The organism is Pseudoclavibacter sp. Z016 (assembly GCF_002931215.1).
Classification (GTDB): Bacteria; Actinomycetota; Actinomycetes; order Actinomycetales; family Microbacteriaceae; genus Pseudoclavibacter.
The window spans coordinates 38,658-53,958 of the sequence record NZ_PSTU01000017.1 but is presented as its reverse complement, the minus strand read 5'-3'; the positions used below and the strand labels follow the sequence as shown (position 1 = coordinate 53,958).

Here is a 15,301-nt window from a genome sequence, read left to right as displayed (position 1 = left end):
TGCGCCGCTACTCGGCGGGAGCGCGACCGCCGATGAGGCGCGTCGCGCGTTCGGCCGTCTCGACGAGCATCGGAGCCCAGTCCTCGAGCATCTTCGGCTGGATGCGGGCGGCCGGCCCGCTCACTCCCAGCGCCATCCGCACCCGTCCGCTCGGCTCGAACACCGGGGCTGCCACCCCCACGAGGCCGTCGATGCGCTCGTTGCGGGTGATCGCGAACCCGTCTTCCCTGGTCTGCTCGAGCACGGCTCGCAGCTCGACCGGGTCGGTGATGGTGCTTGCCGCGAGGTCGGGGATCGGCCCGGCGAGGATGCTCTCGCGGAGGTCAGCGTTCCAGGCGAGCAGGACCCGCCCCGCGGAACCGACCGTGAGCGGCGCGACCTTGCCGACGTGGACATCCTGCTTCAGCTCGTGCCGCGTCTCGTCGACGGCGATGCAGACCCGGTAATCGTCGTCGGCGCGGAAGAGGGTCGCGCTCTCGCCGGTCGCCTGACGCAGCTCGCGCAGGAGCGGCGCGAGCAGGTCGATCGCTTTGATGCCGCGGACGGCCGGCGCAGACCAGTACGCCATCCTCAGCCCGATCCGGAACCGGTCGTCGTCGCGGTCGAGGAAGCCCTGCGAGACGAGATTCGTCACGAGACGCTGCGTCGTGGAGGTGGGCAGGCCGGTCTTCGTGCGGATCTCCGCGAGCGACAGTGAGGGCGACTCGAGGGTGAAGCTGTCGAGGATGTCCGTGATCTTGCCGAGCACCAGCAGCGGGGCGACGCCCGAGTTTCCGGTGGCTGGCGGGGCTGCGCTGCCGGAATCAGTCATACATGGAATCTAGAGCATCGGCTCGCTCGATCGCCGACGACGGCGTGGTTCAGCGCTGGCCCTGAGCGTCGCCGCGCCGGAACGGGGCGAGCAGCTCGCGTCGGTCGCGCCACGCGGCGGTCGACCAGAGCGCCAGCGCGATGAGCAGCACCTGGAACGGCAGGCGGATGAGCCGGGCCGCGTCGGTATCCAGGCCGAACGCATCCGTGCCCGTGACGTACTGGGAGATGTTGCCGGGGAAGACCGCCAGGAAGAACGCGGCGACGACGAAGCCGACGGCGACCCGCCAGCGGCCCGCCGCGATGAGCGCCAGCCCCAGCAGCACCTCGACGACGCCGGAGGCGAGCACGACGAAGTCCGCGTCGAACGGCAGCCACGTCGGCACCTGCGCCTGGAACTCGGCGCGTGCGAACGACAGGTGCGCGGCCCCCGCGAACAGCAGGAATCCGCCGAGCACCACGCGGGCGATGACCCGCGGCACCGAGGTCCGGGGCGTGCGCCCCGCGTGCGTCGTGCGCGCGTCCTGTGGCGCGCTCGGCGGCACGCTGGAGCCGGCCGGTCGGTGGTCTGCTGGCGGTGAAGTCTGCATCCGCCAAGTCTGCGCCCTCCGCTACGGGTGCACCTGCGGGTTGCCTTGGTGCAGCTGCGGCGCCACCTGCGTCGGCGCGGGCTTGGACGGCGCGAACTGCTTCGTCGCGAGGAGCACGGCCACGAAGATGAGCGGCACGATCCATCCGGTCCAGCCGAGGATCGTGGCCTGCGTCGTGTCGACCCGCTCGCCGGCCGCGGCGAACAGCAGGTACGAGCCGGCTGCGGCGTTGAAGGCACCGTGCGCGAGCGCGGCCGGCCACACCGATTCCGAGCGGATGCGCAGCCACGCGAACACGGCCCCGACGAGGATGCACATCCCCGTCATCATGGTCAGCCCGAGCCAGCCTGGCGCATCCACGTAGTTGTAGCCGAGGAGGATCAGCGGTGCGTGCCAGAGGCCCCAGATGAGGCCCGAGATGAGCAGCGCGGGGACGGTGCCGAGCCTCAGGAGCTTCGGGAGCAGCCAGCCGCGCCACCCCAGCTCCTCGCCGAGGGCGGGGATGAGGTTGAGGAACGCGCCGACGGGGATGCTCACGAGCTGCAGCAGCACGAGCACGACAACCGGGAGGGGGAGCTCGAGGTTGCCGACGCCTTCGGCGGCGAGCTGCTCGTCGAGCATCGCCTGGAAGCCGGAGAAGTTCACGAGGTCCATGGAGTAGACGCCGAAGAGGGCGCCGATGGGCAGGGCGGCGAAGATGAGGGCAACCGGGACGACGACGGCGAGCGCCAGGTACGCGATGAGTCTGCCCGCCGGCTTCAGCGGCACGAGGCCGAGCGTGCGCCACGGCCGTGCAGGGCGCTCGAGCGCGAACACCGTGACGAGGGCGGCGATTGCCGGGGTCAGCATCATGGCGATCGAGATGACGGGGAACCAGGGGTTGGCGAGCCCATCGCCGAGCCAGAGGGGGAGCGCGACCAGCCAGGAGAGGCCGAACGCCAACGCCAGGAAGACGCCGACGGAGAGCTTGTCGCGGGTGGACGGTCTGGTCGGCGTTGTCGTCTGCACCGTTCCAGCCTGGCGTCACCGAACGCGTCCTGTCAAAGAAACGCGAGCAACGCGGCGAGAAGCGGCGGTGGATGCGGCAGCGGATGCGGAAAAGGGATGCTCCCGCCCGTTTCCGAGCGGGAGCATCCCTTCTGCGGGATCGAAGCGGTGGGCTACGCGGCCGCGCTGGTCGCGTTCACCTCGCCGACGAGCACCTCGAGGACGTCCTCGAGGAACAGGAGACCCGTCACCCTGCCGTCGGTGTCGAGCGCCTTGGCGACGTGCGCGCCGCGGTCGCGGAGCACCGCCATGGCGTCCTCGAGTTCCGCGTCGCGCGACACGGAGACGAGGCTCCGCAGTCGCTTCTGGGGGATGGGCGACGTGAAGGCGTCAGCACCCATGAGGTCCATGACGTCCTTCATGTGGATGTAGCTCGTCGGTTCTCCTCGCTCGTCGGTGACGACGTAGCGGGAGAAGCCGTGCTCGGCGACGGCCTTCTGCACGTCGATGGGGCGCGCGCCTGCCGGCAGGAGCACCATCTCGGCGATGGGCACATCCACGTCGCTGACCTTCTTCTCGGTGAACTCGAACGCGCCAGCGAGCGTGCCGGACGTGTCGCTCAGTGTTCCCTCTCGGGTCGACTGCTCGACGATTCCGGCCACCTCCTCGAGCGTGTACGTGCTCGTCGCCTCGTCCTTCGGCTCGACCTTGAAGAGGCGCAGCACGCCGTTCGCGATCGTGTTGAGGCTCCAGATGATCGGGTTGAAGATCTTGGAGACCACGACGAGCGGCGGGGCGAGAAGGAGCGACGCGCGGTCAGGCACCGAGAACGCGAGGTTCTTGGGGATCATCTCGCCGAACACGACGTGCAGGAACGTGACCAGCACAAGCGCGACCGCGAACGCGATGACGCTGATGGCCTCGGCCGACAGCGCGGTGAGCCCGAGCGGGATCTCGAGCAGGTGGTGGATGGCCGGCTCGGAGACGTTCAGGATGAGCAGCGAGCAGACGGTGATGCCCAGCTGGCTCGTCGCCAGCATGAGCGTCGCGTGCTCCATCGCCCACAGGGTGGTCTTCGCGGCGCGGCTGCCACGCTCGGCGAGGGGCTCGATCTGGGATCGCTTCGCCGAGATGACGGCGAACTCGGCGCCGACGAAGAAGGCGTTGCCGATGAGGAGGACGAACAGCCACAGGATTCCTGGCAGGTACTCACTCATTGGTCATCACCTCCTTGACTCGGTCGTGGGCTCTGTCGAACGCGAGCTCCTGGTTCGTCATGAGGCTCTGGTCGCCGTCCGGTTCGTTGGGCAGGTACCGCACCCTTACGATGCGGGTGCCGTCGATGCGCTCGACGCGCAGCATGCCCGCCTCGATGGCGACCTCGTCGCCCAGCTCGGGGAGACGCTCGAGGGTGTCGGTGATGAATCCGCCGACGGTGTCGTAGTCGCCGTCCTCCGGCACCTCGATGGCGAGGCGGTCGAGGACCTCGTCCGGGCGCCAGGAGGCGTCGAACGTGACGGAGCGGCCGCGCCGGATGAACCCGGTCTGGTGTCGGTCGTGTTCGTCCTCGAGTTCCCCGACGATCTCCTCGACGAGGTCTTCGAGCGTGACGATGCCTGCGGTGCCGCCGTGCTCATCCACGACGACGGCGACCTGGTGGCGTTCGGCGCGCAGGAGGGTCAGCAGGGCGGATGCGCCCATCGACTCCGGCACGCGGAGCGCCTCGGTCTGCAGCTCGCCGGCGGTGACCTCGGTCTGGCGCTCCACGGCGACCGCGAACGCCTGCTTGGCGTGCACGAACCCCGTGATGTTGTCCGGGGTGCCGTCGACGACCGGGAACCGGGAGTAGCCGGTCTCGATGGCGAGGGCGATGATCGCCTGCGCCGTGTCGTCGACCTCCACGCTCGCCATGCGCACGCGGGGCGTCATGACGTCGGACGCGTCGTGCTCGGCGAACTTGAGGGTGCGCCGCAGCAGGGCCGCGTCGTCTTCCTCGAGCAGGCCGGAGAGCGCGGAGTGGCGGATGAGATACGACAGCTCGTCGGCGCTTCTGGCGCCGGAGAGCTCCTCCTTGGGCTCGATGCCCATGGATCGGATGATGGCGTTCGCGGTGTTGTTCAGGAGCAGGATCACGGGCTTGAACACCGTCGTGAAGAGCGCCTGGAACGGGATGACGACCTTCGCGGTCGTCCGGGGGAGGGCGAGTGCGAAGTTCTTCGGGACGAGCTCGCCGATGATCATCGAGAACAGCGTCGCGAGGATGATGCCGACGATGGCTCCCGCGACGGGCACGAGGCCCGCGGGAACGCCGACGCCGGTGAGGGGCTCCTCGAGGAGGGAGCTGACGGCCGGCTCGAACGTGTATCCCGTGAGCAGGGTCGTGAGTGTGATCCCGAGCTGAGCGCTGGAGAGGTGCGTCGACGTGATCTTCAGGGCCTTGATGGTGGGCCCGAGTCGCTTCTCTCCGCGGCTTTGCCGTTTTTCGAGTTCGTTTCGGTCGAGGTTGACGAGCGCGAATTCACTCGCGACGAACAACCCGGTTCCTACTGTGAGAACGAGGCCGATGCCGAGCATCACCCATTCGTTCATGCGTGGTGCCTCCAGACTGTGGCGGCCGAGGGTTCGGCCGGAACGTCGAGAGGCTTGGGACTATGACTGGGAGGGTCTTCCATGAGGAGAGATTCTAGTTGCCCTTCGTTTGCCCGCAACTCGGGAAGCTGGGGATCCGCCGGGTCAGGAGCGAGCGAGCTTGGCCTCTTCGCGGCCCTGGGAGGTCCAGGCGGGGTCGGCGGAGCGGTGGCCGACGACCTGGTCGGCGAGCGCGTCCAGCTGCTGCAGCTGCTCGCCGTTGAGCTCGAGGCCGATGGCACGCAGGTTTTCGTCGACGCGCTGCGGGCTGCGGGTTCCGGGGATGGGGGAGACGCGCACGCCGAACTCCGCCGACTTCGCGTAGACCCAGGCGAGGGCGACCTCGGCGACGGAGACGTGGCGGTCGTGCACTTCGCTGAGCTGCTGGGCGACGGCGGCGACCTCGCCGGCAAGCGCGCGGTTCACGGGCAGGTTCTCGGGGAAGAAGCGGGGGAAGTTGGCACGCACATTGGGGGAGACGGCGTCGAGCTCCGCCCACGAGTCGGTGAGCAGGCCGCGGCTGACGGGCGAGTAGGGCACGAACCCGGCTCCGACCTCGCGGATGGCGGGGATGACGTGCGCCTCCAGGTCGCGGCTGAAGATGCTGTACTCGCTCTGCACCGCGGCGATCGGGTGGATGGCGGCCGCGCGGATGATCTCGGCGCCCGTCGGCTCGCTCAGCCCGATGTGGCGGACCTTGCCTTCGGCGACGAGCTCGGAGACGAACCCGACCGTGTCCTCGATCGGCACGTTCGGGTCGACGCGGTGCTGGTAGTAGAGGTCGATGTGGTCGGTGCCGAGGCGCGTGAGGGAGAGCTCGACCTGCTCGCGGACGTGCTCGCGGTCGCCGCGCACTCCGCGCTTGCCGACGCCGTCGCCCTTCGTGATGCCGAACTTCGTGGCGAGCTGGATGCGCTCCCGCTGCGCCGGGAAGATCTTCGCGATGGTGCGCTCGCTGCGGCCGTCGCCGTAGATGTTGGCGGTGTCGAGGAACGTGATGCCCGCATCCACCGAATGCTGCAGCGTGCGCAGCGCCTGTGCGTCGTCGATGGACCCGTAGGCATCGCTGAGGCTCATCGCGCCGTAGCCCTGCACGGTCGTCACGAGGCCGTCGCCGAGGAGTGTCGTGGGGAGCTGGCCTGCCGAGCTGTTCGTCATGGCGTCAAGTCTTGTGCTGACCACCGACATTTCGCCAGCGAGCCGCGCCCCGGGGGTAACACTCGGGGCGCGGCTCGCTACCTCGCCACGTTGAAGGCGACGAGCCGAGCCGAGCCGTCGTGCTGCACGTCGATCGCCGTGAGGCTCGGTGCGGCGACGGGCTCGATGAGGTCCGCGGTGAGTCCGATGTAGCGCGCGAGGACCGCGCGGATCGTGCCACCGTGGGTGACGACCAGCACGGGTCCTGGGCGCCTGGCGGCGTCGGCGACGGCGCCCTCGATGCGGGCTCGAAGCGCTGGCGCCGACTCTCCGCCGGGCGGCACGAGCCGCCCCGCACGCCACTCTGCGTAGTCCGGCCCGATCTCCGCCGGCACGCGCCCCTCCCATTCGCCGAGCGTCGCCTCCGCCCAGCGCTCGTCGATCGACGGCTCGAGATCGCTGAGCGCCGACGCTGTGGAGCGAGCACGGAGCAGCGGCGAGGCGACCACGCTGGAAGGGGCCCACACCGAGACGGCATCCCGCAGCGCCGCGGCATCCGACCGGCCCTTCGCGGTCAGGTCGATGTCGGTGCGCCCCTGCAGGCGGCGCTCGGCGGTCCACGAGGTCGCGCCGTGGCGAACCAGCAGCAGCGCGGTCATCGGGCCGCCCCCGCGAGCTCGGTCCCCGCCGCGTCCCCGGCGGCCGCGAGCCGCGAGCCGTCCGCCGAGAAGATCGCGTCCGGATGCTCCGGCGGCTGCAGGCGCGTCGCCTCGCCAGGCTGGTGGGCCCGGTCGGTGACGATCGAGAGGCGGTCGGAGCCTGCGAGGCCCGTCGTGATCCATCGTCCCGCGACCGGGGTCGACTCGAGCACCTCGAACTCGAGGAGCCCGCCGGCCCCGACCGAGATCGACTCCGGTGCGTACATGGCGTGGAGCGTCGTCCCGTCCGGGACGTCGGGCACCTCGGCGAGCGGTGCCACGCCTCGGAAGAGGCGCCCTCGGCCGACCTCCCCGCGGAGCATGACCTTCGCGGGGCTCCCCAGGAAGGAAGCGACGAACGCGGTCGCGGGTCGATCGAGCAGCTCCTGCGGCGTGCCGAACTGCTCGATCGCCCCGTCACGCATCACCGCGATGTGGGTCGCCATGGCAAGCGCCTCCACCTGGTCGTGCGTGACGTACACGCTCGTCGCACCGCTCAGCCGGTGCACCTTCACGAGCTCGGCCCGCGTGTCGAGCCGCAGCCGCGCGTCCAGATTCGAGAGGGGCTCGTCGAAGAGCAGCACGCCGGGCTTCGGCGCGACGGTGCGGGCGATGGCGACGCGCTGCTGCTGGCCGCCGGAGAGCTCGGCCGGGAAGCGATCGGCGAGGCCGTCGAGCTCGAGCATGCCGAGCACCTCGGCGACTCGAGCGTCACGCTCGGCGGAGCCCCAGCCGGCGACCTTGAGCGGCCAGCCGATGTTGTCGCGCACGCGCATGTGCGGCCACAGCGCGTAGCTCTGGAACACCATGCCGAGCCCGCGCTTGCTCGCCGGCACGGACGCGCCCGTGTCGCCGTCGGCGACGACCCGGTCGCCGAAGCGGATGCGCCCCGCCGTCGGCTCCTCGAGCCCCGCGAGCATGCGCAGCGTCGTGGTCTTCCCGCATCCGGAGGGCCCGAGCAGCACGACGAAGGCGCCGTCCGGGATATCGAGATCGATGTCGCGCACCGCGCTCTGGCGGCCGAACGCCTTCGCGAGGCGGTCGAGGGTGATGGCGGTCACGTGGTGCTCCCGGCGTTTCGGTCGCCCTGCAGTCTGCGGGCGAGGAGGGTGGCGGCCACCGAGATGGCGGCGATGATGAGGGTGATGGCGTTGGCGTGCTGGGTGAACCCCTCGGAGGCATACCGGAAGGTCATGGTCGAGAGCAGCGGGGTGGCTGGCGTGACGAGCAGCACGACAAGCGACAGGTCGCGCACCATGGTCACGAAGACGAGCACGCCTCCGCCCACCACGCCCCTGGCCGAGAGGGGCAGCAGGATGCGCGCCAGCCGTCGCGGTCCACGGGCCCCGGCGACGGTCGCTGCCTCCTCGAGCTCGCTCGAGACCTGGCCGAGTGCGGCCCGTGAGGTCTGGAACGCGAACGGGACGCTCGCCGCGACGCCGGCGAGGATCAAAATCCAGAAGGTGCCGTAGAGCGAGGGGAGCGGGCCGATCGGCGTTCCGAACTGCGCGATGAACGCGGCCCCGAACGCGACGCCTGGGATGAGGAAGGGCACGTACGACAGGAACGAGATCGTCCCGGACGTGACGCGCGCTCGCGGGAGGCGACGCAGCACGTAGGCGCCGAGCACGCCGAGGATGATCGCCCCGACCGCGACGGAGGCCCCGAGCGCGAGGGTGCCGCCGAGCGCGGTGATGACGGTCGGGTCGGTGAGGATGCCCCGCACGCCCTGCGCGATGCCGGGGTCGGACCCGCCGGTCCAGAAGTGCAGCGTGAAGCCGCCGTCGACGCGCCCCGTGCGCCGCAGTACGGTGCTCACGGCGAGCACGATGCCGGGGACGATCGCCGTGACCAGCACCAGCGTGGATGCGGCGACGAGCAGCGGGATGCGCCAGACGCCGGTCCGCACGGCTCGGGCCCGCGTCGCCTTGCCGGTGAGCGTCGCGAACGAGCCGCGCCCCGTGGCCTTCGTGCCGAGGAAGAGCACGGCCGCCGCGATGACGACGAGGAGGATCGAGAGCACGTAGCCACGCTCGACGTCGCCCGTCGAGATGGACCCGTAGAGGCGGGTGCTCAGGGTCTGGAAGCGGACGGGCAGGCCGAGCAGGGCGGGCACGGCGAAGTTGCTGACCCCTTCGGCGAAGGCGAGCAGGAACCCGGAGAGGAGCGCGGGGGCGACCGAGGGCAGGGTCACGCGCAGGGCGATGCGCAGCCTGGAGGCTCCGGTCAGCTCGGCAGCCGCGAGCAGGTCCCCGCCGACGTTCGCGAGGGCTGCGGCGACGACGAGGAAGGACAGCGAGAAGTAGTGCGCGACGAGCGTGAGCGTGATCGGCACGGCTCCCCAGGCCAGCGCATCCGGAACCGCGATGCCGAACGACTGGAGCAGGCCGGGGGAGCCGCCGATGCGGTCGTTGCGGAAGACCGTCTCCCAGGCGAGCGCGATGGCGAAGCTCGGCAGGGCGAAGGGCACGGCGGCGAGCGCGCCGATGATCTTCCGGCCGGGCACGTCGCTCATGACGACGACCCAGGCGAGGAACGCGCCGATCACGGTCGAGAGGAGCCCCGTTCCGAGGCCGACGAGCAGCGAGTTCCCGAGCGGCTGCCAGAAGAGGTTGCCCGCGATGCGCCCGACGAACACGTCGCCCCACGCGCCGGCACCCCGTTCGCCGACGGTCGCGGCGACGAGGCCGCCGAGGGGGAGCGCCACGAGGACGACGAGGATGGCGATGACGACCGCCGCGAGCACGCCGATGCGGCCTCGCGATGCGACCGTCCGCCAGCCGCGGCCCCGCGCGGGGGCGGGGCCGCGGCTGACGGACCTGGTGAGGAGCGTCACTGGATGCTGAGGAGGAAGTCGGCGATCTCGTCGCGACGCTCGGCGGACGACTCCGGCTCGATGCGCCACGCGCCGAGCTCGTCGAGCGAGACGGCGTCGGCTGGCGCGACCACGTCGCTGCGCGTCGGGTAGTCGCCTGCGACGTAGAACGGCTCGAAGCCCTCTCCGCCCGTCTCGGTGTCGTCACCCATCATGTAGTCGATGAGGAGTCGCGCGGCTGCCGGGTTCTGGGCGTTCGCGGTGACGCCGAGCATCGCGGGGAACGCGATGCCGGGCGACGGGGCGACGTTCGCGGCCACCTGCAGCGCCCATCCCTCGTCCTCGTTGTCGCGGCGGTCGGAGTACGAGGTGAAGCCGACGGGAGGGTTCGCCTGGCCGGTGGCGCCGATCGCGGCGTTGACCGTGTCGGTGTCGTCGACGAGCACGACGTCGTTCGCGTAGAGCTCGGAGATGAACTGCAGGCCCGCGTCGTCCACGCCCTCGTCGAGCACGACCGGCGTGCCGAAGTGCTCCTCGTAGGCGCTTGCCATCTCGTCGGCCCGCAGCGACATCTCGGTCACGAGGTCGAGGTAGTCTCCGCGCACGTTCGGGTCGACCATGACGACCTTGCCCGCCCACGCCGGCTCGGTCAGCTCCCACAGGTTGTCGACCGGGGCGCCATCCGGATGCGCCTCCTCGTTGTACATGAGCACCTTCGTCGAGAGGCGGTTCGCGACGAGGGGCGCCTGGAACTCGGCGGGCAGCGACTCGGCGACGCGCGGCGGCACGTAGGGCGTCAGCACGCCGTCGGCGAGCAGCTCGGTGACGACGACCGGGGCGTCGCTCACATAGGCGACATCCGCGGTCGTGCTGCCCGCGGTGTGCTCGCTCGCGAGTCGCTGGATGAGCTCGGTCGAGGAGAGGTCGCTCGAGACGACGTCGATGCCGGGGTAGGCGGCCTCGAAGCTCTCCTCGATGCTCGCGACGCGGCTCGTGAAGGCGTACACGGAGACCGTGCCCTCCTCTTCGGCCATCGCGACGAGCTCGTCGTGGCTGAGGGAGTCCCAGTCGACTGCGGATGCCGCGTCGTCGCCGGTGGTCGGGGTGGTGGAGCATCCGGCGAGGAGCGCGAGGGCGGTGAGCGCCGCGGCGGACGTCACGAGAGGGCGGGCGGGGAAGCGCATGGGTGTTCCTTCGTTGTCTGTGGAGCGCAGAGCGGTGAGGGGTGGATGCGTCGAGGCGCATCCGGGTGCGAGGTGAAGCTGGTCGTGGTGCAGGTCAGGAGTCGAGGCGGTCGAGGAGCGTGCCGAGGCGGTCGAGGGAGCGCAGGGAGGGCTCGGCACGGCGGGCGATGGTGAGGATGAGTGCGTTGCTGATCGCCATCGGCACGGTCAGGGAGAGGTAGTCGTCGCTGCCGCCGCGGGGCGCGGCGATGATGGTCGACGGGCGCGGGGCGGGCCACACGACGGTGTCGGTGATGAGGGCGCTGTGCGCGCCCGCCTCCGCCGCCACGTCGAGCAGCGGCCCGAGCACGGCGGGCGCCCGGCGGAAGGCGAAGGCCAGGAGGAGGTCGCCCGCCGAGAGCCGCGCGATCCGCTCGGCGATGTCGCGGCGCGACCCCGTGAGCTGCACGGTGCGCATCCCGAACCGCTGCAGGCGGCGGCTCATGAGGTCGACGAGCACGGTCGCGTTGCCCTGCGCGAAGAGGTGCACCTCGCCGGCGCGCAGCACCTGCTCGGCGAGCGCATCCAGCTCGCCCTGCTGGACGTGGCGGGGGAGGTCGGAGAGCGCAGCGAGCTCGTCGTCGACGAATCCACCGAGCACGTCGCTCGCCTGATGCCGCTCGAGGCGACCCCTGATGCGCTGCGAGGGGCCGTCGCCGCCGTGGTAGTCGGCGCGCAGCGCATCCCGAAGCTGCGGGTAGCCCTCGAATCCGAGGCGCTGCGCGAGCCGGGTGGCCGCGGACTGGTGCAGCTGCAGCGGGCCGGTCAGCTCGGCCGCGCTCCAGAAGGTGGCCTCGAGCGGCTGCGACTGCAGGGCCGAGACGAGCCGACGGTCGGTCGGCGTGAGCAGGTGACCCTGCTGCTTGGCGAGGCTGATGATGAGCACGCGAGGAACGCTAAGTGCAAAAGAACTTGCAATGGGTGCAAGTCCTGCACGTTCACGTGCCGTTCATCGAGTGTCCGATTCGGCGTTCCCTGAGGCGCCGCCGGAGCGCCGCCGGAGTTCGCTGCTACGCGCTCGCCTGCTTCACCTTGCTCGGCACGGGCAGCATCATGAGGAAGCCGACGGCGAGCACGATGCCGATGCCGATGATGCCCATCTTCGGGTTGCCGGAGAGGAACACGAAGAGGCTGAACAGGGCGGGCGTGATGAAGCTCGCGACGCGGTTCGTGGTGGCGTAGAGGCCGAACAGCTCGCCCTCGCGCCCGGGAGGCGTCGCGCGCGACAGGTAGGAGCGACTCGCCGCCTGCGCGGGACCCACGAAGAGGCACAGGGCGAGGCCGAAGATCCAGAACACGGTCTGCTCGGACGGCAGGAAGAGGAGCACCACGGAGAACGCGGTGAGCGACACGAGCGACGCCATGATGACGAGCTTCGGCCCGAAGCGGTCGTCGAACCAGCCGGCAGCGAGCGTCCCGAGGCCGGCGACGAGGTTCGCGGCGACCGCGAAGTAGATGACCTCGCTCGGCGCGAAGCCGTACACCTGCGCCGCGAGGATCGCCCCGAACGCGAAGATCGCCTGCAGGCCGTCGCGGAAGACGGCGCTCGCGGCGAGGAACAGGAGCAGCTTCGGGTCGCTCTTCGCGAGCTTCCCGATCACGCGGAAGAGGACGCCGTAGGAGGCGAGGAAGCCCACCTTCGGGCGGTTCTCGTCCTTCGCGATCTCCGGCACCTTGAACATGACGGGGAGCGCGAAGAGGACGTACCAGACGGCCGCGAGCACGATGGCGAAGCGGATGTCGAGCGCGCCCCCATCCACCCCGCTCGGCACCCCGAGCACCCCGTTCCGGCCCTCCGCGCCGAACGACTGGATGAACAGCACGAGCAGCAGCACGAGCAGCACGATGCTGCCCAGGTAGCCGAGGCCCCAGCCGATGCCAGAGATGCGGCCCACGTTCTTGGGCGTCGAGACCTGCGAGAGCATGGCGTTGTAGTTGACGCCGCTCAGCTCGGCGAAGATCGTGCCGACCGCGAGCAGCAGCGCGCCCCAGAAGAGGTACTCCTCGCCCGGCTGGATGAAGAACATGGCGAGCATGATGAGCACCGTGATGCCCGTGAAGATGCCGAGCCACAGCTTGCGCTTGCCTGAGCCGTCCGAGCGCTGGCCGAGGACCGGCGCGATGAGCGCGACGAGCAGTCCAGCGACGGTGCTCAGGTTCGCGATGACGTTCGTGGATGCGGCCTGAGCCGCCAGGTACTGCGGGTCGAGCGGGTTCGCGTCGCCCAGCGCCGCGACCTGCGGGTCGATGAAGAGGTCGCTCGCGAGGTAGGTGGCGAAGACGAACGTGACGACGACGGCCTGGAAGGCGGAGTTGCCGACGTCCCACAGCGCCCAGGCGGTTGCACGCTTCTTGAGTTCCTTCGGCGTCACCGCCGCCCCGCCGTCGACGGTCTCGACCCGCCCGCTCGGGGTCGCATCGCTGGGGGAGGTGGCGCCGTCGTCGGCGCGGCCGGGGAGTGCCATGCGCGGAGTCTATGCGCGGGAGGCGGCGCGCAGGCGAACGCGCGGACGGTGGGGTCCGCGTGGACGTCGGCCCATCCCGGCCCGGTTCGGTCCGGTCCGGTCCGGTCCGGCCAACTTCCGTGATGGTTCGGGGCTGCCCGCCCGGATGGACGTCAGCCGGGCCGAAGCATCACGAAAGTTGGCCAGTGCAGTGCCTGCGTGCAGGCGCGCCGCCGAAGGCTACTGACCGAGCCAGGTGTCGTAGAAGTACGGGCGGCCGACGGCGTTGGTCTCGATGCCGTGCACCTCGGGGCTCGTGACGAACACCTGGTAGTTGTCGACGATCGGCACCGTGTAGGCCTCCTCGAGGACGCTCTCCTGCAGCTTCGCGAGGTTCGCCGCGCGTTCGTCGGTGCCGTTCGCGGTCTGGGAGACGCCAAGCAGCTGCTCCTCGAGCTCGCCGCCCGCCAGCTGGAACTGGTTGGTGTAGTCCTGCCCCCAGTACTGGCGCAGCGTCGTCGCGTCCAGGAACGAGTTGGCGACGGGGAAGATCGGGGTGCCGCCAGCCGCGAAGACATCGCTGTACGTGCTCGCATCCGTCTGGCGGATCTCGAGCTGGATGCCGATCGCCTTGAGCTGCTGGGCGGCGAGCTCGAGGATCTGGCCGGAGCCGTTCACGAACGGCGACGTGTATGCGGGGATCGTCAGGCGCGTGCCGTCCTTCACCCGGTAGCCGTCGCCGTCCTTCTCGGTCCAGCCGGACTCGTCGAGGAGCGAGTTCGAGAGGTCCTGGTCGAAGGCGAGCTTCTCGCTCAGGTCGACCCAGCCTGGTGTCGCGGCCTGCACGGAGGAGGTCGCCGGCTTCCAGTTGGCGTTGAAGACGGTGTCGACGATCTCCTGACGGTTCACGCCGTGCTGGATGGCCTGGCGCACGTTCACGTCGTCCGTGATCTCGGCGTTGGGTCGCAGCACGAAGTTGATGGTCGTGCCGAGGTACTCGCCGTAGATGACGATGAAGCCGTCGTCGATGAGGCGCTGCTCCTCGCTCGGCTGCACGAAGTGCACGGAGTCGACCTGGCCGGACTCGAGGGCGCCCTGGCGTGCGGAGTCCTCCTCGAGCACGTTGAAGGTGATGGAGTCGAGGTAGGCGGGGCCCTCGTGGTCGAACGCCTCGCTGGCCCAGTCGTAGTCGGCGCGCTTCGTGAGCACGATTTCGCGCTCGGGCACCTGCGACTCGAAGACGAACGCTCCGGTGCCGACGACGTTCGCGAGGTCCGCCTGCTCGTCGAGCGGCAGGTCGATGGTGCTCTCGCCGAGGATGCCGGCCGCGAAGAAGCCGAGGCTGGGGATGAACCCGCGATTGGGTGCGCTGAGGGTGACGAGCACGGTCGTGTCGTCGAAGGCCTCGGCGCTCGCGAACTCCCCGGGGACGATCGGCGAGCGCGTGATGCCCTTGCTGTCGTCGCCGAGGCCGAGCACCTCGAGGTTCTTCGCGACGATGTCGGCGTCCAGCGGCGTGCCGTCCGAGAAGGTCACGCCCTCGCGCAGCTTCAGCGTGTACTGAAGTCCGTCCTCGCTCTCCTCCCACGACTCGGCCAGCCACGGGTGCACCTCGCCCGTGTTGTCGACGTAGACGAGCGTCTCGACGAGCTGCGTCCACACCTGGCTCTTGTACCAGTTGTTCGACTGCTGCTGCTGCCACCCGTCGGCGATGGCGGTGACGGCGTGCACGAGGTCGCCGCCGGCGACGGGGGTGTCGGAACCCGCGCTCGCGGTGCTCTGCCCGGTCGCGCATCCGCTGAGGAGGAGGGAGGTGAGGGCCGCGCCGATGACGGCTGCGGAGAAGGTGGAGCGGCGTCTGTTCATGACGGTCCTGTCGTGGGTGGATGCGTTGCGAGGGCCCGAGGGCGGCCAGCCTGAGTGGCGGGCTGGCGTGAGCGTGGCAGGTAGCTCAGGCGGAGTCCAGGAT

13 protein-coding genes are annotated in these 15,301 nt (G+C 70.2%); all 13 read right to left on the bottom strand.

Annotated features, from left to right (window positions below):
• Window positions 1-7: 7 nt before the first annotated feature.
• Entirely contained in the window at window positions 8-811 is an 804-nt protein-coding gene (locus tag C5B99_RS15440; RefSeq protein ID WP_104243688.1) for an IclR family transcriptional regulator, read from the bottom strand.
• 49 nt (window positions 812-860) lie between these two features.
• On the bottom strand, window positions 861-1,400 hold the full coding sequence (locus tag C5B99_RS15435) for a hypothetical protein (RefSeq protein ID WP_258063398.1): 540 nt from the start codon (window positions 1,398-1,400) through the stop codon (window positions 861-863).
• 21 nt (window positions 1,401-1,421) lie between these two features.
• A complete protein-coding gene (locus C5B99_RS15430; protein WP_104243686.1) occupies window positions 1,422-2,408 on the bottom strand; it encodes a CPBP family intramembrane glutamic endopeptidase in 987 nt (328 codons plus the stop codon).
• A 152-nt stretch (window positions 2,409-2,560) separates the two neighbouring features.
• Window positions 2,561-3,604, bottom strand: coding sequence for a hemolysin family protein (locus tag C5B99_RS15425; protein ID WP_104243684.1), 1,044 nt, complete (start codon window positions 3,602-3,604; stop codon window positions 2,561-2,563).
• Window positions 3,597-4,976 carry a hemolysin family protein gene (locus C5B99_RS15420; protein ID WP_104243682.1) on the bottom strand — a complete coding sequence of 460 codons (1,380 nt, stop codon included), beginning with the start codon at window positions 4,974-4,976 and terminating at the stop codon, window positions 3,597-3,599. The genes C5B99_RS15425 and C5B99_RS15420 overlap by 8 nt, the downstream gene beginning before the upstream one ends.
• Window positions 4,977-5,120: 144 nt before the next feature.
• Window positions 5,121-6,173 carry an aldo/keto reductase gene (locus C5B99_RS15415; protein WP_104243680.1) on the bottom strand — a complete coding sequence of 351 codons (1,053 nt, stop codon included), beginning with the start codon at window positions 6,171-6,173 and terminating at the stop codon, window positions 5,121-5,123.
• Window positions 6,174-6,250: 77 nt separating this feature from the next.
• Window positions 6,251-6,811, bottom strand: a complete 561-nt coding sequence (locus C5B99_RS15410; RefSeq protein WP_104243678.1) for a histidine phosphatase family protein — start codon at window positions 6,809-6,811, stop codon at window positions 6,251-6,253.
• Window positions 6,808-7,911 carry an ABC transporter ATP-binding protein gene (locus C5B99_RS15405; protein WP_104243676.1) on the bottom strand — a complete coding sequence of 368 codons (1,104 nt, stop codon included), beginning with the start codon at window positions 7,909-7,911 and terminating at the stop codon, window positions 6,808-6,810. The genes C5B99_RS15410 and C5B99_RS15405 overlap by 4 nt, the downstream gene beginning before the upstream one ends.
• Window positions 7,908-9,686, bottom strand: coding sequence for an iron ABC transporter permease (locus tag C5B99_RS15400; protein WP_104243674.1), 1,779 nt, complete (start codon window positions 9,684-9,686; stop codon window positions 7,908-7,910). The genes C5B99_RS15405 and C5B99_RS15400 overlap by 4 nt, the downstream gene beginning before the upstream one ends.
• Window positions 9,683-10,849 (bottom strand): ABC transporter substrate-binding protein, encoded by a 1,167-nt coding sequence (locus tag C5B99_RS15395; RefSeq protein ID WP_104243672.1) that lies wholly within the window; start codon window positions 10,847-10,849, stop codon window positions 9,683-9,685. The genes C5B99_RS15400 and C5B99_RS15395 overlap by 4 nt, the downstream gene beginning before the upstream one ends.
• Before the next feature lie 94 nt (window positions 10,850-10,943).
• Complete coding sequence (locus C5B99_RS15390) at window positions 10,944-11,774, bottom strand: MurR/RpiR family transcriptional regulator (protein WP_104243669.1); 831 nt, start codon at window positions 11,772-11,774, stop codon at window positions 10,944-10,946.
• Window positions 11,775-11,898: 124 nt separating this feature from the next.
• The gene (locus C5B99_RS15385; protein WP_104243667.1) at window positions 11,899-13,353 is read right to left on the bottom strand and encodes an MFS transporter; all 1,455 of its coding nucleotides are present in this window, start codon (window positions 13,351-13,353) and stop codon (window positions 11,899-11,901) included.
• Between the two features lie 219 nt (window positions 13,354-13,572).
• Window positions 13,573-15,198: an ABC transporter substrate-binding protein gene (locus C5B99_RS15380; RefSeq protein WP_104243665.1), complete on the bottom strand. Its 1,626-nt coding sequence runs from the start codon at window positions 15,196-15,198 to the stop codon at window positions 13,573-13,575.
• Window positions 15,199-15,301 lie beyond the last annotated feature (103 nt).